19 protein-coding genes are annotated in these 18,445 nt (G+C 42.9%); 11 read left to right on the plus strand and 8 right to left on the minus strand.

Annotation, left to right across the window (positions count from 1 at the left end; all coding sequences use genetic code 11):
* The first annotated feature begins 66 nt into the window (after nt 1-66).
* Complete coding sequence (locus tag RTL34_RS04130) at nt 67-579, plus strand: hypothetical protein (protein WP_312114790.1); 513 nt, start codon at nt 67-69, stop codon at nt 577-579.
* A 1-nt stretch (nt 580) separates the two neighbouring features.
* Here the strand turns inward: RTL34_RS04130 and RTL34_RS04135 are convergent, their stop codons facing one another.
* The 3 genes from RTL34_RS04135 to RTL34_RS04145 form a co-directional block, all read right to left on the minus strand.
* Nucleotides 581-1,219, minus strand: coding sequence for an anthranilate synthase component II (locus RTL34_RS04135; RefSeq protein ID WP_312114792.1), 639 nt, complete (start codon nt 1,217-1,219; stop codon nt 581-583).
* A 91-nt stretch (nt 1,220-1,310) separates the two neighbouring features.
* Entirely contained in the window at nt 1,311-2,723 is a 1,413-nt protein-coding gene (locus RTL34_RS04140; RefSeq protein WP_409455437.1) for an anthranilate synthase component I family protein, read from the minus strand.
* A gap of 267 nt (nt 2,724-2,990) precedes the next feature.
* Nucleotides 2,991-3,287: a Trp family transcriptional regulator gene (locus RTL34_RS04145; protein WP_060996241.1), complete on the minus strand. Its 297-nt coding sequence runs from the start codon at nt 3,285-3,287 to the stop codon at nt 2,991-2,993.
* Between the two features lie 457 nt (nt 3,288-3,744).
* Between RTL34_RS04145 and RTL34_RS04150 the strand changes: the two genes are divergently transcribed.
* Both RTL34_RS04150 and RTL34_RS04155 read left to right on the plus strand, forming a co-directional pair.
* Entirely contained in the window at nt 3,745-5,721 is a 1,977-nt protein-coding gene (locus tag RTL34_RS04150; protein ID WP_312114795.1) for an oleate hydratase, read from the plus strand.
* Between the two features lie 154 nt (nt 5,722-5,875).
* Nucleotides 5,876-6,514: a glutathione S-transferase family protein gene (locus RTL34_RS04155; RefSeq protein WP_201664729.1), complete on the plus strand. Its 639-nt coding sequence runs from the start codon at nt 5,876-5,878 to the stop codon at nt 6,512-6,514.
* A gap of 129 nt (nt 6,515-6,643) precedes the next feature.
* On the opposite strand, the gene RTL34_RS04160 is transcribed toward RTL34_RS04155, so the two are convergent.
* Nucleotides 6,644-7,612, minus strand: a complete 969-nt coding sequence (locus tag RTL34_RS04160) for a ketopantoate reductase family protein (protein ID WP_312114797.1) — start codon at nt 7,610-7,612, stop codon at nt 6,644-6,646.
* A gap of 134 nt (nt 7,613-7,746) precedes the next feature.
* Here RTL34_RS04160 and RTL34_RS04165 point away from each other — a divergent pair, with 134 nt between their 5' ends.
* The 4 genes from RTL34_RS04165 (at nt 7,747) to rpmG (ending at nt 9,298) form a co-directional block, all read left to right on the plus strand.
* Nucleotides 7,747-7,869, plus strand: a complete 123-nt coding sequence (locus RTL34_RS04165; RefSeq protein WP_257619540.1) for a hypothetical protein — start codon at nt 7,747-7,749, stop codon at nt 7,867-7,869.
* A complete protein-coding gene (gene bioD, locus RTL34_RS04170) occupies nt 7,869-8,570 on the plus strand; it encodes a dethiobiotin synthase (protein ID WP_219330810.1) in 702 nt (233 codons plus the stop codon). The genes RTL34_RS04165 and bioD overlap by 1 nt, the downstream gene beginning before the upstream one ends.
* Before the next feature lie 300 nt (nt 8,571-8,870).
* Nucleotides 8,871-9,107 (plus strand): 50S ribosomal protein L28, encoded by a 237-nt coding sequence (gene rpmB / locus RTL34_RS04175; protein WP_007116088.1) that lies wholly within the window; start codon nt 8,871-8,873, stop codon nt 9,105-9,107.
* Between the two features lie 35 nt (nt 9,108-9,142).
* Nucleotides 9,143-9,298: a 50S ribosomal protein L33 gene (gene rpmG, locus RTL34_RS04180; protein WP_007116087.1), complete on the plus strand. Its 156-nt coding sequence runs from the start codon at nt 9,143-9,145 to the stop codon at nt 9,296-9,298.
* Between the two features lie 199 nt (nt 9,299-9,497).
* On the opposite strand, the gene RTL34_RS04185 is transcribed toward rpmG, so the two are convergent.
* A complete protein-coding gene (locus RTL34_RS04185; RefSeq protein ID WP_312114801.1) occupies nt 9,498-10,955 on the minus strand; it encodes a C13 family peptidase in 1,458 nt (485 codons plus the stop codon).
* 346 nt (nt 10,956-11,301) lie between these two features.
* On the opposite strand from RTL34_RS04185, the gene nhaA reads away from it, so the two are divergent.
* Together nhaA and RTL34_RS04195 are read left to right on the plus strand one after the other, a co-directional pair.
* The gene (gene nhaA, locus RTL34_RS04190) at nt 11,302-12,519 is read left to right on the plus strand and encodes a Na+/H+ antiporter NhaA (protein WP_409455439.1); all 1,218 of its coding nucleotides are present in this window, start codon (nt 11,302-11,304) and stop codon (nt 12,517-12,519) included.
* Nucleotides 12,520-12,632: 113 nt separating this feature from the next.
* Nucleotides 12,633-13,037, plus strand: coding sequence for a tellurite resistance TerB family protein (locus RTL34_RS04195; protein WP_238954282.1), 405 nt, complete (start codon nt 12,633-12,635; stop codon nt 13,035-13,037).
* A 37-nt stretch (nt 13,038-13,074) separates the two neighbouring features.
* Here the strand turns inward: RTL34_RS04195 and RTL34_RS04200 are convergent, their stop codons facing one another.
* Entirely contained in the window at nt 13,075-14,112 is a 1,038-nt protein-coding gene (locus RTL34_RS04200; RefSeq protein ID WP_007116083.1) for a LysR family transcriptional regulator, read from the minus strand.
* Between the two features lie 452 nt (nt 14,113-14,564).
* Here RTL34_RS04200 and RTL34_RS04205 point away from each other — a divergent pair, with 452 nt between their 5' ends.
* Nucleotides 14,565-16,154 carry an isocitrate lyase gene (locus RTL34_RS04205; RefSeq protein WP_312114806.1) on the plus strand — a complete coding sequence of 530 codons (1,590 nt, stop codon included), beginning with the start codon at nt 14,565-14,567 and terminating at the stop codon, nt 16,152-16,154.
* A gap of 111 nt (nt 16,155-16,265) precedes the next feature.
* Here the strand turns inward: RTL34_RS04205 and RTL34_RS04210 are convergent, their stop codons facing one another.
* Nucleotides 16,266-17,366: a potassium channel family protein gene (locus RTL34_RS04210; RefSeq protein ID WP_282850309.1), complete on the minus strand. Its 1,101-nt coding sequence runs from the start codon at nt 17,364-17,366 to the stop codon at nt 16,266-16,268.
* A 142-nt stretch (nt 17,367-17,508) separates the two neighbouring features.
* Between RTL34_RS04210 and RTL34_RS04215 the strand changes: the two genes are divergently transcribed.
* A complete protein-coding gene (locus RTL34_RS04215; protein WP_175405694.1) occupies nt 17,509-17,658 on the plus strand; it encodes a hypothetical protein in 150 nt (49 codons plus the stop codon).
* Nucleotides 17,659-17,775: 117 nt separating this feature from the next.
* On the opposite strand, the gene RTL34_RS04220 is transcribed toward RTL34_RS04215, so the two are convergent.
* Nucleotides 17,776-18,309 (minus strand): chalcone isomerase family protein, encoded by a 534-nt coding sequence (locus RTL34_RS04220; protein ID WP_309596639.1) that lies wholly within the window; start codon nt 18,307-18,309, stop codon nt 17,776-17,778.
* Nucleotides 18,310-18,445 lie beyond the last annotated feature (136 nt).

Below are 18,445 nucleotides of genomic sequence, written 5' to 3' on the forward strand. Positions count from 1 at the left end.
TATTATTTACATTCTCAATCTATTATTGGATAATGACGGCTCAATTTTTTAAGAGGCAGTCAAACAATGACAATGAAAGATTTTCGTATCTACATGAGGCTTGGGCACCGCTATGTTGGATTCTTTATGGTTGGCATTATGCTGGTCTATTCGCTAAGTGGCATGTTGCTGGTATTTCGCGACACTGATTTTTTAAAATCTTCAGAAACTGTCAAGCAAGTCGTGGCAACCAATCTTGATGAAAAAAATTTAGCCAAAACCCTAAAAATGAAAAACATCGATTTTAGGGAGCAGCAGGGTGATATACAGCTTTTTAAAGACGGACAGTACAATACTAAAACCGGTGAGGTGACTTATACCAGCAAAAAACTGCCTGTGGTATTAGATAAAATGGTGAATTTTCATAAAGCGCCCTCTAAAGGTAGCATGGGTGGGCTCAATGTATTGTTTGGCTTGAGTTTATTGTTTTTTGTGGTATCGAGTTTCTTTTTATTTGCCCCAAGTTCCAAAATTTTTAAGCGTGGCTTGGCGTTTGTTGCCGTTGGGGCGGTGTTGTCGGTGATTTTGCTGCTGTTGTAAATTACTCTAACAAAAAGTTTTTTAGCAGCGTTTTGGCGCCTTCGGTGGCGAAGGATTCTGGGTGATATTGCACCCCTTGAATTGGATAGTCACGATGGCGAATGCCCATGATTTCATCGCCTGCTAGACTAGCGTCTTTGAGGTTTTTATCACTATGTTGCTCACTAGATACCACGCTGGTTACCATCAAACAATCGGGGAGTGAGGCGGCATCGACCATCAGTGAATGATAACGCATGATGTCAAGCTGCTGTGGCAAACCTTGATATACGCCTTGACCATCGTGGCGAATCGGTGACGTCTTGCCATGCATGGGCACATTGGCTCGCACCACTTGACCACCAAAAAAATGTGCAATCCCTTGCATGCCAAGACACACGCCTAGCAGCGGTATGGTTTTGCCAAGCTCAGTAATGACCTCACCACACACGCCAAAATACGCAGGGTCATCGGGCGAACCTGGACCGGGCGAAATGATAATGCGGTCAGGATTCATGGCTTGGATATCCGCTAAGCTAATCTCATTATTGCGTTTGACAACCACGTTAAAAGGCTGATTGTCTGCGGCTAAAATCTCACCAATATATTGGTATAGGTTAAAGGTAAAAGAATCGTAGTTATCAATAATTAACACTTGCATAGTCAACTCTAAAAATAGGTTATGGCGGTTGTTCTAAATGTTTAAAATACTGCTGATATACATCGCTATCATACGTATGATGGAGCAGACTTTACTGCACTGGCGCAAAATTGGACAGCACAACTTTCATCGCAGACAGTTTTCGCACAATTTCTTCATACTCATCTTCAGGATTGGAGTCATACACATTGCCGCCGCAAGTTTGCGCATACGCTTTTTCGCCATTGATAAACAGCGAGCGAATCGGAATAGCAAAAATACAGTCCCCATTAAAACAAAACTGACCGAGTGCGCCACCGTAAGCGCCGCGACCATCGGGTTCGAGCGTATTTATAATTTTCATCGCTTCAATTTTGGGTGCGCCCGATAGCGTGCCTGCGGGAAAATTACTGGCAAGTGCGGTGAACATATCATGATTAGGGTCAAGAATACCGACGATTTCACTGGAGATATGCTGGACATGTGAAAAGCGCTTGATATCCATTAAGTTACGCACTTTCACCGTCCCAAAGCGTGCCACCCGTCCGATATCATTACGATGTAAGTCCACCAACATATTATGTTCGGCGATTTCTTTGGGGTCATTGAGCAAGGCGCGCGCTAATTGGCGATCTTCGGTTTCATCCTTGCCGCGTTTGGTGGTGCCTGCCAGTGGGAAGGTCTCCATCTCACCATTGCGCAATCGGAACAACAACTCAGGCGATGCGCCGATGATTTTTTGGGCGCCAAATTTGACATAGTACATATGCGGTGACGGGTTGACTTCGCGCAGTTTACTATAAATTGGCATGCTATCGCCTTGAATGCGATAATGCGACTTGAAACCCACTTCACACTGGAAAATCAGCCCAGCTTTAATGTCTTCTTTGACTTTCATCACCGCTGCCGCATGTTGCTCGCGGTTCATGCCATCGCCCAAGTGCTCAGCAGTCGGCTGCGTATAGTCAGGTGAAATAGCGTTCAATAATGACTTGATTTCATCAATACGATTGCTTTGGTGATCGGTATCGTAATAATAATAAAAAATTTCACCGGTCATCTTATCAAGGCTTAACCCATCTAAGTACATACCGAATTTGAACGGCTCGAAATCATCACTGGTTTGAATATTCAGGGTCGGCTCAAAAAAATTGACACTATCAAATCCCAAAAAACCGACCAATCCGCCGGTATGGCTACGTGAAATCACATGCTGTGGGGTGATTTCGCGCAGTAGTTGGTAAGGATTGTCACAGGTATAATCCGTGCTTTCCCCCGTGCGATTGTTGGTGATAGTCAAAGTATGGCGGTCTTTTGCCAACACTGTCATCGCAGGGTCAAAGCCGATGGCATGATGACGTGAAATATAGCTTTCTTCGCCCAACGATTCCAGTAAAAAACAAGTAGCGTATTTGGCTTCGATGCGTTTAAAGAGTTCAAAAAAATCAATGTCTTGTGCAAGTTTAATCAGGCTTGGTTTGCTGGCAAGGGCGATTTTGGGCGGTTTGGCGTGTGTAGTCATCATGGTGTCTTAAATTTATAGTGTCCTAAATTTACATTATCTTAAATTTATAGCGGCTTAAATTTACCCTATCTTAAATTTTAATCAATGTTTCAGTGTTCTAGTATGATGATACATTGTAATTAGATTAACCCCTGCTTGCAACTCTTTTATGGCATGCCAGTTATTTTCTCACGGATTTTCATCGCCCTTCTACTCACCCCAAAGTATGTCACCCCAAAGTATGCTACTGTGATGGGCTTATTCACGCTTGAACCCATTATCAAAAATTTATAGGTTCAAATGACTCAGATTTGGCAGTAATTGGTTGATATCGTGCTGACCATACGCTTTGGCGCCCCGTGATACCGTCGCAATGCCCACCCCCAAGCGCTCAGCGATTTCGCGTTGTGGTAGCGCTTGCTGAAACAAGGCAAAAATCTGAATGCGATTGGCGATTTCTTTTTGTTCTTTTTCAGTCAGTAGCGCTGCCAAAATTTCGCGGATAAAGTCACTATCATCGGTTTGGCTCAGTAGCTCAACCAAATAATCATAGGCGGGCAGGGATGATGGCGAAGTGTGTGGCATAGTAGTTTTTTTGAGTAAAAGATAACAAGTAAAGCATTTCAGTGTTCTAGTATAGTGATACATTTTACGGCGTTTAGCAAATGAACTCAATCTATTTTTATCCCTTTAGAAAACTCAATAGGTGCGATAACTGGTTACGTTTGATTACAAAAGCGCAAATAACTGAATATTTAATCAAAGGTTATTCGACACAAAGTCGCTTTAGCGAGGTTCTATAATGTGGTTATAATAAAATTGCTTAGTTAAAAATCTAAGTGAGTTTATTAATTATAAATAATGATTATCAATCATAATTATTATAACCGCGCCGTTGTCTTTGGTTATTGTGTAGCAGTCTTAATGGGCAATTAAGAATGGGCAGTTAAGGTCAATGTCAAAAGGTAGCAGCGCGGTTTAATGAGTTAGCTAACGCTAATGTTATTCAATACTAATCTTATTCAAAATAGGGCACTTCATTATGACAACCAACGCTAAGAACAACAGTGAATTTTTGAACAATCTGGTTTTTAAAAAGGTCGATCATCAGCCACAGCGGGCGGATTATCAATCTAATCAACCTGGCAATTCGATGCCGTTTAGCGATGCCCGTGGTAACTATCAGCGTAATATCGGCTTTAATACCGGACGTTTTAAAGACAGTAAAGTCTATATCGTCGGTGGCGGTATTGGCGGTTTGGCAGCGGCGTATTATTTTATCCGAGATGCCCATATCCCAGGCGAGAACATTACCTTTTTAGAAGAATTAGCGGTGCAAGGCGGCTCACTTGATGGCGCTGGTAATGCCAAAGACGGTTATATCATGCGGGGCGGTCGCGAGATGATTACCACCTACGAGAATTTTTGGGATATGTTCCAAGATATACCGGCGCTAGAGTTACCAGAGCCTTATTCAGTGCTTGATGAATACCGCCTGATCAATGACAATGACCCCAACTATTCTAAAGCACGGTTGATTCATAACAAAGGCCAAATCAAAGATTTTCATAAGTTTAATCTCAACAAAGCCGACCAACTTGCCATCGTCCGTTTATTACTAAAAAATCAAGACGAACTCGATAATCTCACCATTGAAGATTACTTTAGCCAAAGTTTTTTGGACAGTAATTTTTGGACGCTATGGCGTAGTATGTTTGCTTTTGAAAACTGGCACAGCTTACTTGAGTGCAAACTTTACATGCACCGGTTTTTGGAAGCCTTAGATGGCATCAAAGATATGTCGACCCTGTTATTTGCCAAATACAACCAATACGACAGCTTTGTGGTACCTGCGCAAAAATTTTTAATCAATAAAGGCGTTAAACTACAAACTGACACGTTAGTCACAGCGGTTGATTTTGAGCAGCAAGGCGACAAAAAAATCGTTAAAGGGCTGACAACTATCCAACAAGGTCAACAAGTCCATATCCCTGTACGGGACAATGATTTTGTGATTATTACCACGGGGTCAATGACGGAAGATACGCGCTATGGCACCAGTGACACTGCACCTGATATCCATCTGGCTGATGATAAAATGGGAAAAACGAAAGGCTGGGTACTGTGGAATGACCTTGCCAAACAATCGCCAGTGTTTGGTCGTCCAGAAAAGTTTAACCGCCATGTACCCAAATCTGCCTGGATGTCAGCAACATTAACCTGCAAAGACTCGGCGCTTTTACGCACAATCAGCGAAAAATACTGTGTTAATCCGCCGCTATCAGGCAAAACAGTCACAGGCGGTATTGTTACCATCACCGATTCCAACTGGCTTATGAGTTTTACTATTAACCGCCAACCGCAATTTCCTGACCAACCCAAAGACGTGGTGGTGATATGGGTGTATGGGCTATTGATGGATAAAAAAGGCAACTATGTGCCAAAAACTATGCCAGAATGTACGGGGCATGAAATTGTGACGGAGCTACTATACCACCTAGATTTGCTCGAGCAAAAAGATGATATTTTAGCCAACACCATCGCCAACACCGCCTATATGCCGTATATCACTTCGATGTTTATGCCACGTGCCAAAGGTGATCGTCCACAAATTGTACCCGAAGGTTGCACCAATTTAGGTCTCATCGGTCAATTTGTTGAGACCAACAACGATGTGGTGTTCACCGTTGAAACTTCAGTACGCTCGGCGCGGGTCGCGGTGTACACGCTAACAGATTGTAATAAGCAAGTGCCTGATATCGTGCCAACCCAATATGATATTCGCAACATACTCCGCTCTGCCAATACACTCAACGATGACCAAGGCTTTATCGGTGAAGGCTTATTGCGCCGAGTGCTCGCCAATACCTATTATGAGCACATCTTGCCACCCCTCGCCAAAAAAGCGCACAAAGACAGCTCCTTGATGCAGACGCTTGCCGAGCAATTTGAAGTAGTCAAAGCCTTTTGGCATAAAGAAGGCCATAAAGATGAGCAAAAAGCGCAGGATAAAAAATAAGCTTTGATAAACATTTGTTCTCAAACTGAAAATCCTCCTGCTGTCAGGGGGATTTTTTATCAGCAAAATTTCCTTTGCGCCTAAAAACCCTATTTCGTAAAACGGTGGTTTCAAGTATATTAAAGGTAAAATCACACATCATAAGGAACAAGTGATGAAACTATACACCATGAATGCCCCGCCAAACCCGCGCAAGGTCGACTTATTGTTAAAAGTCAAAGAACTTGATATCAATGATATTCATAATTTACAAGTCATCAACGTGGATATTGGCAAAAATGAGCAAAACTCACCGGAGTTTTTGGCGGTCAATCCACTCGGGCTGTTGCCTGTATTAGTGCTTGATGATGGCACTGTGCTCAATGATTCACATGCCATTTGTGAATATCTGGATATTCGACTTGCAGGCAATGGTAAGCAAGTGATGGGCTCAGACCCTATACAACGCGCCAAAATCACCGCAATGTCACGCAATGCGGAGTTTCACGTGCTGTATAACATGATGCTGGCTTTCCAGCATGGGCATCCATCTCGCGCATTGATGGGAAACCAAGTGCCTGGTATGGCAGAAGAGAGTATCAACCGCGTCAAAAAAGCATTGCCGTACTTTGACGAGCTATTATCGAGTCACAAATACTTGCTCGGTGATCGACTCACCTTCGCTGATATCGTGTTGTATGTTGGCTTGGATTTTGGGCGAGTAATGAAGTTTAATCCCAAAGATGCCAGTGTAGTGGGTGAACATGTGGCACGTTTTTATGCGCAAATGAGTGAGCGTTTTGGTAAAAAATAACGGTTGTTGATATAAAAAAGGGCAAGCTAGATGCCCTTTTTTATTTGTAGTGGTTATTCATTGCTTTTATCCACCGTTTCTATTTACTGCTTTTATGCCTAGTTTTTTTCAATAGCGCTAGGGTTGTCATCATGACTGATTGTTAGCCATTAATGCACTGATGCCATCATATAGGGTGTCGTTGACCGGGGTGTCAATGCCATGCTTATCCCCCAATTCGCGAATCGTCCCTGCAAACAAATCAAGCTCACAGCGTCGCCCTGCTTTTAAATCCTGTCGCATCGAGGGCATGCCTTTGGGATCCAGCGCATCCATAATCGCCAACCATTTTTTGAAATCTTCCTCAGTTAAGGTTACGCCTTCAGCGTGTGCCACTGCCATCACTTCACGCATCGCGGCTTTGAACATGTCGCGCGCTTCACCCGCTTGTTGCACGGTATCAAAGGTGCCTTGATACAATGCCACGGTTTGATTGACGCCGGTATTTAACATCAATTTGCCCCACAGCTGGCGCGGCATGTCATCGCTTACTGAGTGCGGGAAATTGACTTGATTAAAGAGGGCATCGACTTGTTGCACGCGTGCGCGTTCAGCGTTATCAGTTGTCATCGCGCCAATGACCAATTGTCCATGATCGCGATAAATCAGTTGGCTAGCATTTTCCCCATTTTTTTCATGCGGCTCATTTTTCATGGCGTCCATTTGCTGCGCCACACAATACACAATGCGCTCGTCACCAAAGGCGTTTGCCAATACTTTTTCGCTGGCGATACCGTTGAGGGCAGAAACAATCAGCGTATTGGCGCCAAGTTGACTTTTGATGAGCGGTAACACCTCATGTAACTGATAAAATTTGGTACACACCATCACCAAATCGGCAGGACTTAGGTTTGAATGAGGGCTTTCATTTGGTGTGACATAGTTGAGTGTTAATGGCTCGCCATTTACCAATAAACCTTGCTGTTGGTAGCGGTTGACACGGTCAGTATCGGCGACGATACGCAAGTTCTCAAAAGGCATGTTTGGGGCTAATAGACTTGTAAATAACGCCCCTAATGAGCCAAATCCAACAATGGCAATAATCGGTGAATCGTTCATTTTTTTTCCTGTTATTTTGCGACATTGATTAAAGTTGTGATAAAGTTTAGCAGAAAATATAAGGCATGATAAAAAAGGAATCACAATGAAATTATTAAAAATGGCTGTGTTCATGGGTTGTTTATAGGCTGCTTATGAAAAATCAGCAACAAACTTTGCAAGAACTCATGCCAGCGTTTGAGCAAAGAATTGAAAAAATCACCCAATCAGCTCAAAAAACCACCCAAACCATTAACCATAAAGCAAGTAAGAAATAATGAATCTATCCAATGTTAACGATGCTGCATCTTCACTAAACGGCGCGTATTTTGTCACAGGTACCGACACCGAAATCGGTAAAACCACCACCACCGCGCAATTGGTCAAGAATATAGCCCAGCAAGGCAAAAGTGTCTATGCCATCAAGCCAGTCACCGCAGGTCTAGAAACCGATGACAACGGGCAAACATATAGCGATGATGCAAGGCGCATCAATCAATTTGCCAATGTCAAACCACCGCTGTCTGCCATTGCGCCTATCCAGCTGGCGACTCCTTGCTCACCCCATATCGCTGCCCAAATTGATGACGTGACACTCACCAAAACCCAATTGGTCGATACCATCAATAACGCCATCGCAGCCTATCCTGCCGATGTGATTTTGGTTGAAGGAGCAGGCGGCTGGTTTACCCCTATTAACGAGCAAGAAACGCTTGCTGATGTGGCAGCCGCGCTCAAATACCCTGTCATCCTGGTTATCGGTATCAAGCTTGGCAGCCTTAATCATGCCATGCTAACCCTACAAGCAATTTGGCAAGCAGGGCTAAAAGTCGCTTTGGTTATTTTTAACCAATTACAGACCGACACGCCTTTTGTCGATGCGCAAATTGACTGGTTAAGTGAGCAAATTTTACGCCAGTCTGCTGGGCATCAAAACAAGCCACCCTTGATGGTCAAACAAGGCGTTTTAACCCATTAAATTTTTATCCAATCACATTGCATTTTGGCATAAGTTATGGTATAAATAGCGGCTTTAAATTTACTAGCGATTTTTTGACGCTTGCTTAAAATGGTTTTGATTGACGCAAGTCAAGTGACTAGCCGTGAGTAGCTAATTTTAAGTGCGCCGCCAAAAGATTAATTATTGATTCAAACTGAGATACTCAACACTAGAATCGTTGAAACCCTAGCTTTTTTAGCTTCAATGATATGCGAGATGTGCGAGTATCAGTTGTGACAGGCATGAGCAGCCCTCATGCACACCGATTAGGAGTAAGCCATGTCTCGAGTATGCCAAGTGACTGGAAAACGCCCAGCGGTAGGTAACAATGTTTCTCACGCAAACAACAAAACCCGCCGTCGTTTTCTACCAAATCTACACACCCATCGTTTTTGGGTAGAGAGCGAAAACCGCTTTGTTAAGCTTCGCTTGACTACCAAAGGTATGCGTATCATTGATAAAGTTGGTATTGACCAAGTTTTAACTGATATGCGTGCTCGTGGCGAAAAAATCTAATTTTTGCCTTTTCATATTCTTAGGGAGCAATTGCGATGCGTGATAAAATCAAATTAGTTTCAACTGCAGGTACGGGTTATTTTTACACCACGACCAAAAATAAACGTACCATGCCAAACAAAATGGAAATCAAAAAATTTGATCCAGTGGTACGTCAACATGTTGTATTCAAAGAAGCTAAAATCAAATAATTGACTGACACAGTCTATTTGACGCGCTATTTGATAAAAAAGTGGGTAACTCAGGTTAACCCACTTTTTTTATGTGCAAAAATTATAAAATCGCTAAAAAATTGGCAGAAAATATCAATTGTTCCTAATCGCTACCGCGATGGATGGTAAGACGAGTGGCAAGGCATCTTGGCAGCTAAAACAGCCGAAACGGTCTACGTTATTTGTGCAGTTGGTGGCTACTTAAGGTATGGGCATCGCTAGTAGCACTGGCGGCAGTCGATGGCGCTATCACAACCGCAGGTAAGGGTTTAAGACTGTTTTCAAATTCTGGCAATATCGCTTTAATAGCATCACCCATCACCAATTGTGGCTCAGACGGTTCAAACCCCATCATTTTTTCCCGTTCAGCAATGCGTTTACTGGCGGCTTCAAACGCAGGTTGAAAACGGCGAAGCTTGGGTAAGCTTTCAGCAAAAAATGCTTGTCCAAAGTATGTATATTCGGCTTCATTAGAACAGCCAAACGATGATTTGTTCGCAGCTGAGGCGGTAATCACGAGGGTATCTGGCGATTTTAACTCATTGATAAATGAGCCAGAATAACAGGCGGATACCACAATGACGCGCCATTTAATGCTAGATTTATCCAATGATTGGCGTAGCCATTTGGCATCGACATTATCGAGCGCTATCGGTGGGTTGGACATCTCAATCACCTCGTCACCCCCATGCGAGGTTAAGGTCAAAAATAGCACGTCTTCATTGACATCCATTTTTTTGGCGATACTTTGCAAAGTGCGTTCAATACTGGTTTTACTGGCAATCGGTAGCGCAGACAGGGTATTGGCGTTGTTAATGAGTGCCACCGAGCGTCCTGCTGTGCCAAATTGATGGTCAAAGTATTCTTTGGTTAGCTCAATTTCTGACCGGAAAACATCTTGCTCGCCATGACCTGCGACTCCCATAAAGTACCAATCATGTATAGTCGGGCGTTGCGGCTGCACGTTATTTAGCATATCAGCCAGAAGCTCAGGCTGCGCATAAAATGCCGCTTCAGTGACCACGGGTTCGACGGGGTCGGATTGAAAAATCGGCTCAGATTGCACGTTTTTTTGCCACACACTGAGTACGGCAAACGCACCTAGCATAATCAGCACACGCTCAATCCATGACCAGCGTAATTGATTGCCAAAAATCCATAGCAGCGATAATGACTGCCAGACAAACGCCAATACGAACACAATACCAATCGTATCAAACGTCCATTCCGGTAGCCAGCCTAAGTCTGAGATAAACTGAATCAGGCTTTGCACCAGCATCATAAAAGTGTCAGCACACAGCCACAAAATCGCCGGCACGAAAATCAGCATGGCATTAAAATGACGTTTGGCAAGAATCAATCCCGCCACCAACATCACCATCGGCCATACCAAATAACTAATCAGTCCTTGTGGATTAAAATGGGTGGCATCTTCAGCCACCAACCACGAAAACAGCAAATTACTCGCCAGTGCCGTCAATCCAAACAATAAAAACTGCCATACGGTGGGCTTGACCCAATAAAACGCGCGTTTCGAACCTATTAGCATGTGACCCGTGGCACGGATATTGGCGATGACGTTATGAGAAAAACGTTTGAGCGGGGTTAAATCAAGATCGGTAAGAGAAGTTGGCAAAATATCCACACTATTGAAAGGCTGATTCTAAATCGGTAGGCAAGTAGCGATAAAATAATAATACAAAATAGGCATGGGGTGTTAACAACTTTCTCAATCATTCGGGTTTAGAATGTTAACTATCAACGCTAGCAAATCATACACCTAAAAATTAATTTATCTAAAAAAGCTAATAAATGAATAAAATTTTCTATTAAATTAAAATTATGAAATTATTTATCATAATAATAGATTATATGATATAATAAAATATATGGTATGATGGTATTGTAGGCTATTTTGCTTGGTTTAAGTGTGGTATATTTCATAAATAAAAGATGGTATTAAAAAGAGTTTTAGACAGATGATAGTATTTAACCAATTTAAAAAATTTTTGGCACACGATATGGCTGCGGGTATCGTGTTGGCGTTTGCCGCTGTGTTGGCGATGGTGGTAGCAAACTCTCCGATGAGTGACATATACGAGCACTTTTTGCATCTGACTATTTCGATAAAAATCGGCTCTTTTAGTATCGATCATCATTTATTACACTGGATCAACGATGGCTTGATGGTGGTGTTTTTCTTTTTAGTGGGACTTGAGCTTAAGCGGGAAATGCTAGTGGGTGAGCTATCAGAGGTCAAAAAAGTCGTCTTGCCTGCGATTGCTGCGGTCGGTGGTATGATGGTACCTGCGATTTTTTATGCCGCATTCAATTATCAGCACGCAGAGTTGATGAAAGGTTGGGCGATTCCGGCGGCGACAGATATCGCGTTTGCCTTAGGTGTGCTGACGTTACTGGGCAATCGCGTGCCCGCCGCGCTCAAAGTATTCTTGGCATCGATTGCTATTTTTGATGATATCGGTGCGATTATCATTATTGCGTTATTTTACTCATCGGGTTTGTCGATGGCGGCACTGGCTTGGGTTGGGGTATGTTTGGTGATATTGTGGCTGATGAATCGCTTTAACATCACACGCACCACCGCTTATATAATGATTGGCGTTTTGCTATGGGCGGCCATGTTAAAGTCGGGGCTACATGCGACGCTTGCCGGTGTGCTGCTTGCGCTATTCATCCCAATGACAGACAACAAGCACCCTGAGCATTCACCCCTCGAATCGGTTGAACATGACTTGCAGGACACAGTCAGTTTTATTATTTTACCGATTTTTGCGTTTGCTAATGCGGGCATTTATCTCGGAGGTACGGGGATATCCTCGCTATTGCATACGGTACCGCTCGGTATCGCACTAGGACTGCTGCTAGGCAAGCCGATTGGGGTGATGCTATTTAGTTGGCTTGGCGTCAAGCTTGGGTTAGCTAGCTTGCCTACCAATGTTGACTGGCGACAAGTATTTGGCGTGGGGATTTTATGTGGTATTGGCTTTACCATGAGTTTGTTTATAGGTGGGCTTGCCTTTGCAGGGCTTGAATTTAAGCCATTTGACGAGCGGCTCGGCATTATTTTAGGGTCATTATTGGCAGGTATACTAGGGTATTTTTATCTCAAGAAAGTCTTACCAACCCAAGCGCTGACACAGCCGGTGACTAATCCTGAGGACCATACCTATATTCGCTAAACTATTTACCCAAGGGTATGGTAACGATAAATAAAATGTACAAATGATAGCAACGAATATTGCTATCATTTTTTTATACCAATAATTTTGTGATCAATAATAAGGAAAACACCATGCTAACTAACAAGATAAAGGGTAAAAAAGCCGCATGGTTGGGCGGTGGTGTGGCGATAATTGGCTTATTGGCAAGTTGCGCCGGCGTGGCTTACCAATCGCTGCAAAATGGTAAATTAAGCGATATCAAAGAAAGCATTGATAGTGTGCCCAAAAAAACGGTGACCCTAAAAGGCACATTTACCCAAAGCTTAGAGCAATCTGAATTTAATGACGGTACCACCAAATACCATGTATTTGACCCAAACAACCTGTTAGCCGAGTATGCCAAAGCGCAAGGTCAAACGGGCGTGTCGATTAGTTTACCTGTCTGCATTGAAGGGCGAGTGACTGAAAAAGGACGTTACGGACATTTAGGAAAATATCCGTATGAGCTTTGGGTGGATAAAATTTGCCAGTCCTAGACCAGGCCTAGATAAGCAGCTTGTCTGACCCTCCCTCTCATTGACGGTCAGGATCAATTTCAACCAAATCAATGGGCTGGGTATGCAGCGAACCATCTTGAATCGCGGTTTGGAGCGGATACTTGATGCGCTCTTCGGCGATGATTTGTCGCGACACATGTTGAATCAACTGACGTAACCAACGATGCGCAGGGTGATGCTGTAATAGTGGCGACCATGCCATCGTCAATTCAAACTCTGGAATAAAAAATGGCGGCTCTTTAATTACGATATCATCATTATTAGCTTGCATGCGCGCCACCCGAGTCGGCAGCGTAGCAATTAAGTCTTTATTGGCGGTGAGCATGGCAGGCATCTGATAATGACGGGTAAAGACACTGATTTGACGTTTTTGACCGAGGCGCTGCAACGCCGCATCAATCGAGCCAAGTCCACCAGATTTTTCGGGATTCACCCCAAAACCCACCCCCATCCCTGTTTTAGAGACCCAAACGTGCTGAGCTTTAAGATAATTTTTTAGGTTAAAGCGATTGACATACGGACTATCAGCCGACAACAAACAACTAAAAGTATCACGCCAAATCAGCACTTGGTGAAAGCTTTGCGGTACCTCGTTAAAACGATTAATCGCCAAATCAACACGCCCTTGCTCCATATCTCGATACGATACATCCGATGGCGTCAAAAAGTCCAAAATCACGTTTGGGGCTTCACTGCGCAGCGCTTTGACCAACCTAGGCACTAGCGTTGCTTCGGCATAATCTGACGTCATAATCCGAAACACACGACTTGAGGTATAAGGACGAAACTCAGTACGCGGCTCTAATAGCTGGGTTAAATCCGCTAACAATTCGCGTACGCGCGGCTGTAATTCAAGCGCCCGCTCCGTCGGCGTCATGCCTTCAGATGAGCGAATCAACAAGGGATCATTAAACAACTTACGCAAACGACGTAAAATATTACTCATGGCGGGCTGGGTAATGCCGAGTTGCTCAGAGGCTCTGGTGACGTTTTTTTCTCGAAGTAACACATCAAGATGCACCAAAAGGTTCAAATCCACACGTTGTAAATCCATAAATTACTGTTTGTCTAGTTAAAAGTTAAGAAAAAAAGGCTAAAACCGCTAGTTTTAACAGGGCTAAAACCTAGCAATAAAACTTAAGTTATTGATTGTATTATACTATATTTTAAATAAATACTAAAGATACGAATCATTAAATAGCTAAATTATGAATTAAAGGGTATAGTGCATTCATTCCATTATTTAAGCCAACTTAAAGCTTTATTAGTGCCAAAATAGAATTCTTAATTTTAACAGACTATTTAATATCACTGTAAGAAATATCACGTATTTTGTTAAAAAAATTGTTAGACTATTTTGGATATTTAGTTTGTGTCTTAAACATTATTTATATTTTCGGTGTTTAACGCTCACTAAATATTGGCTTATTTAAGACTTTTACTTTTATTACAACACAACAATCATCCTAAGTTTTTTTATCCCACCGTCCTCAACAGGAGACTGCTATGTCAACTTACGTTTCAGCGATTGACCATATCCGCGAACTAAAAGCCAAATATGGTAACTGGAAAAACATCAGCGAAAATGATGCTGCGCGTTTGGTTATCCAAAACCGTTTCAAAACAGGTTTAGAAATCGCTCAATACACTGCCGACATCATGCGTCGTGATATGGCAGCTTATGATGCTGACAAATCAAAATACACCCAGTCTCTTGGTGCATGGCATGGCTTTATCGGTCAACAAACCATGTATGCGGTTAAAAAATACTTCGGTACTACTGAACGTAAATATATCTACCTTTCAGGTTGGATGGTTGCTGCGCTTCGCTCAGAATTTGGTCCACTACCTGACCAATCTATGCACGAAAAAACCGCTGTGCCAAAATTAATCGAAGAAATCTACACTTTCTTACGTCAAGCGGACGAAAAAGTATTAAACGATTACTTCCGTGAATTAAATGCGGCGCAAGAAGCAGGTCAAGACACTAAAGCTATCTTAGACAAAATTAACAACTTTGAATCACACATCGTGCCAATCATCGCTGACATCGATGCAGGTTTTGGTAACGAAGAAGCGACTTACTTGCTCACCAAACAAATGATCCAAGCCGGTGCTTGTGCTATCCAAGTTGAAAACCAAGTATCAGATGCTAAACAATGTGGTCACCAAGATGGTAAAGTCACCGTACCACACGAAGACTTCATCGCAAAACTCAACGCGATTCGTTATGCGTTCTTAGAGCTTGGCATTGACAACGGTATCATCGTTGCCCGTACTGACTCTGAAGGTGCATCATTAACGCAAAAACTTCCTGTGTCACGTGAGCCAGGCGACCTTGCTTCACAATACTTAGACTTCTTAGAAGTTGAAGAAGTGACTTTAGAAAATGCAAGCGAGTACGATGTTCTATTAAAACGTGATGGCAAATTGGTTCGCCCAACTCGTATGCCAAACGGCTTGTACTCATTCCGCGAAGGCACCAACATTGACCGCGTGGTACTTGACTGTGTGACTGCCCTTGAAAACGGTGCTGATCTACTATGGATTGAAACACCAACACCAGACGTCGCGCATATCAAATCAATGACTGACCGTATCGTTGCGCAAGTGCCAGACGCTAAGCTTGTTTATAACAACAGTCCATCATTCAACTGGACGCTTAACTTCCGTAAACAAGTCATCGCAAAATGGGAAAAAGAAGGCAAAGACATCTCAGCTTACGACAAAGCGAACTTAATGTCTGCTGACTACGACAACACTGAGTTGAATACCGCTGCTGATGAGCTAGCGCGTACCTTCCAAGCTGATGCATCACGTGAAGCCTGTGTATTCCACCACTTGATCACCCTACCTACTTTCCACACGGCGGCATTAAGTACGCACCAGTTGGCAAAAGGTTACTTCGGTGACAAAGGTATGCTAGCTTACGTTGAAGAAGTACAACGTAAAGAACTCCGTGAAGGCGTTGCGGCAGTTAAGCACCAAGCCATGGCTGGTTCTGACATCGGTGATGACCACAAAGAAATCTTCTCGGGTGAGAACGCATTGAAAGCGGGCGGCGCCAAAAACACTGCCAACCAATTTGGTCACTAATGCTTCATTGACTGATTGATTGATTAATTAATTAGCAAAAACACCTCACGGCATGTGGGGTGTTTTTTTATGAGCAGATAAAATTAAATGGTCTGTATGATTTCTTGAAAGCTAGATAGTCTGCATAATTTCTTGATAGCGAAGTTGGAATTTTTTGATAAAATCAATGGTGGTCTGAATACCCATAAACAAAATAATATACGGGTTTAAACTATTTTCGTTCGACAGCTCAACCGCTTTATCACTTGGATATTCGCTGATAAGTAACATGTCTTGCTGGCGTTGGGCTTGGATATCCGCAAGTTGTTGCTCAAAGTTTGGCTCCGCCAGTACATAACTACTGGAATCATAGGATTTGATATCACTTAAATATTGAATACAAATCGACTCCAAATCTGCCCAGCGATAAGTTTCGGTTTCACGTACCAAATTTTCAATACTATTGACCAATTCATCCAAGGCTTGATAATAGTACCAAATCAAAGGCTTACGCGGGTCATCGGTCAAGCGCGCTGAGGCATTAAATAAATGCTGTAAATTAGTAAATTCTAACGCTTCGGGAATAGGCTCATGAATACCAATAAGCTGCTGGGGGACTTTGGCGTCAGGCGCCGCGGGCAAATCAGGCGAGCTAGTTAAATTAGCGCGACCCTCACAGTCAGATTGCGCCACCGGGGTTTGCTCTGATTCTATGCCCAACAGTTGATTAACCCGGTTTAGATAAGTATTCATGTTAAGCGTAATCAAACTATCATGACTGTGCAGGCGCGCAAAGGCATAAGAGATTTCTTTTCTCGCTTCATAGGCGTCCATCAGATTGCTCATGTTTTCTTCACGCTGATAAGTAATCGCATTTAAAAACAAACCTGCAGACACCACCCCAATGGTCGCTTCAATCATCACAAACGCCCGCGTAAAGGTGTTGGTTGGTGTGATATCGCCAAACCCGGTGGTGGTCACCGTGATGGTACTAAAATACATGGCTTCCAAAAAGCCCACGTTTTCATGGTTAAACTGCATATTTGGCAAGGTACTGTACAAAAAGCCAAATAGCGGAATCAGCGTCAAATAGATAGTGCCATACACAGCAGGCGGCAACGAAAAAATATCATTGCCCACGATAGGTTTGGCAAGCTTATTGAGGGTAAAGGTTTGCGGCGTGTTACGGGTTGATATGGTTGGTTTAGGGGACTTTTGCGCAAGTGGTTTCATAAGCTGCCTGATTTTTTTTTGCTTTAGACTAGCATAGCCATCCAAAAAGAAACATAGTATTGTAGTAACCCCTGATGGACGATAGGGTAAAAGAATCAAAGCAAAAAAATTGCCGCTATTGGGATAAAAAATTGGGATAAAAATGAAAAACACCAACTTGCTTGTTATCGAATCAAAGAAAACTAGGCAGGTAAGGGATGAATGCCCAGTTATCCTAGTAGGTGACGCCAAACGTATCAATCATGCCATCGCTATTCATCGCTTGAGTAGTGTTGAATTAGGGTTGCAATAAACACAACCCTATTAAAGCCAGTAAAAAAGTTACGGCCACTATCAATTGGCTAGATTAACTCCCGATGCTTGATGGGAAGTCTAAAATATGGGAAGTGTAAAAATAAGCAGTGTAACATTAGTGCTGACCTAGCAAATCCTTTTTCATCTCAAGTGATATAGGATTATCGCCTAACCAAGCACGAAGAATAGCTTGGTCAAAGCCTTCTTCTTTGATATAAGGAAGATCGCCAACCTCATCATAATATAAACGAACGCCATGCTCTGGCGAAAACTCAATCGTAAACATTGCCCCTTCTTTGATGGTGTTGGTTTTGAACAACTCACCGAACACGTCATCAATCACTGAGGCGATTTTCTGATATTCTTTTGCGCTACTATTCGCTCTAATGCCGTCTTTGAAGGCATTCTCCAGTAACGAGCCTTTGATATTGCGGCGAGACACCATGCGCAATTGCTTGGCATAGCGTGCAGTAATGGCTGTTTCGGCATCTTCAGTCATTTCACCCAAGTATAGGGCAATATCATAGATACCAATCATAAATTTACTGCGAATGCTCATACCATTTCGCACGCAGATTTGACCATCTAGTTTTAGGGTAGGGGGAAATAGGGTTTCAAGATCGTTGGTTTTTCCTTTAAATAAAATCATCCTAGCATCCTTATCGTTCCTTGACGTTTTTTTGTCCCTGGATAATGTCGCAATATCCTTATCTCGTTTCATTGTGTAAATATTAGGCCAACATGTAAAGTATTATCAATGAATATCAAGTCACAGAGTGATGAGC

The sequence above is a fragment of the Moraxella sp. CTOTU47915 genome (assembly GCF_031986685.1).
GTDB lineage: Bacteria > Pseudomonadota > Gammaproteobacteria > Pseudomonadales > Moraxellaceae > Faucicola > Faucicola tetraodonis.

What these genes read in the sequence shown, in the direction of transcription:
- rpmB (WP_007116088.1), top strand. Translation starts at nt 8,871, where the DNA reads ATGTCTCGAGTATGCCAAGTGACTGGAAAACGCCCAGCGGTAGGTAAC.
- RTL34_RS04150 (WP_312114795.1), top strand. Translation starts at nt 3,745, where the DNA reads ATGACAACCAACGCTAAGAACAACAGTGAATTTTTGAACAATCTGGTT.
- RTL34_RS04220 (WP_309596639.1), bottom strand. Translation starts at nt 18,309, where the DNA reads ATGATTTTATTTAAAGGAAAAACCAACGATCTTGAAACCCTATTTCCC.
- RTL34_RS04165 (WP_257619540.1), top strand. Translation starts at nt 7,747, where the DNA reads ATGAAAAATCAGCAACAAACTTTGCAAGAACTCATGCCAGCGTTTGAG.
- RTL34_RS04205 (WP_312114806.1), top strand. Translation starts at nt 14,565, where the DNA reads ATGTCAACTTACGTTTCAGCGATTGACCATATCCGCGAACTAAAAGCC.
- RTL34_RS04155 (WP_201664729.1), top strand. Translation starts at nt 5,876, where the DNA reads ATGAAACTATACACCATGAATGCCCCGCCAAACCCGCGCAAGGTCGAC.
- RTL34_RS04140 (WP_409455437.1), bottom strand. Translation starts at nt 2,723, where the DNA reads ATGATGACTACACACGCCAAACCGCCCAAAATCGCCCTTGCCAGCAAA.
- RTL34_RS04130 (WP_312114790.1), top strand. Translation starts at nt 67, where the DNA reads ATGACAATGAAAGATTTTCGTATCTACATGAGGCTTGGGCACCGCTAT.
- RTL34_RS04160 (WP_312114797.1), bottom strand. Translation starts at nt 7,612, where the DNA reads ATGAACGATTCACCGATTATTGCCATTGTTGGATTTGGCTCATTAGGG.
- bioD (WP_219330810.1), top strand. Translation starts at nt 7,869, where the DNA reads ATGAATCTATCCAATGTTAACGATGCTGCATCTTCACTAAACGGCGCG.
- RTL34_RS04195 (WP_238954282.1), top strand. Translation starts at nt 12,633, where the DNA reads ATGCTAACTAACAAGATAAAGGGTAAAAAAGCCGCATGGTTGGGCGGT.
- RTL34_RS04135 (WP_312114792.1), bottom strand. Translation starts at nt 1,219, where the DNA reads ATGCAAGTGTTAATTATTGATAACTACGATTCTTTTACCTTTAACCTA.
- RTL34_RS04145 (WP_060996241.1), bottom strand. Translation starts at nt 3,287, where the DNA reads ATGCCACACACTTCGCCATCATCCCTGCCCGCCTATGATTATTTGGTT.
- RTL34_RS04200 (WP_007116083.1), bottom strand. Translation starts at nt 14,112, where the DNA reads ATGGATTTACAACGTGTGGATTTGAACCTTTTGGTGCATCTTGATGTG.
- RTL34_RS04215 (WP_175405694.1), top strand. Translation starts at nt 17,509, where the DNA reads ATGAAAAACACCAACTTGCTTGTTATCGAATCAAAGAAAACTAGGCAG.
- rpmG (WP_007116087.1), top strand. Translation starts at nt 9,143, where the DNA reads ATGCGTGATAAAATCAAATTAGTTTCAACTGCAGGTACGGGTTATTTT.
- RTL34_RS04210 (WP_282850309.1), bottom strand. Translation starts at nt 17,366, where the DNA reads ATGAAACCACTTGCGCAAAAGTCCCCTAAACCAACCATATCAACCCGT.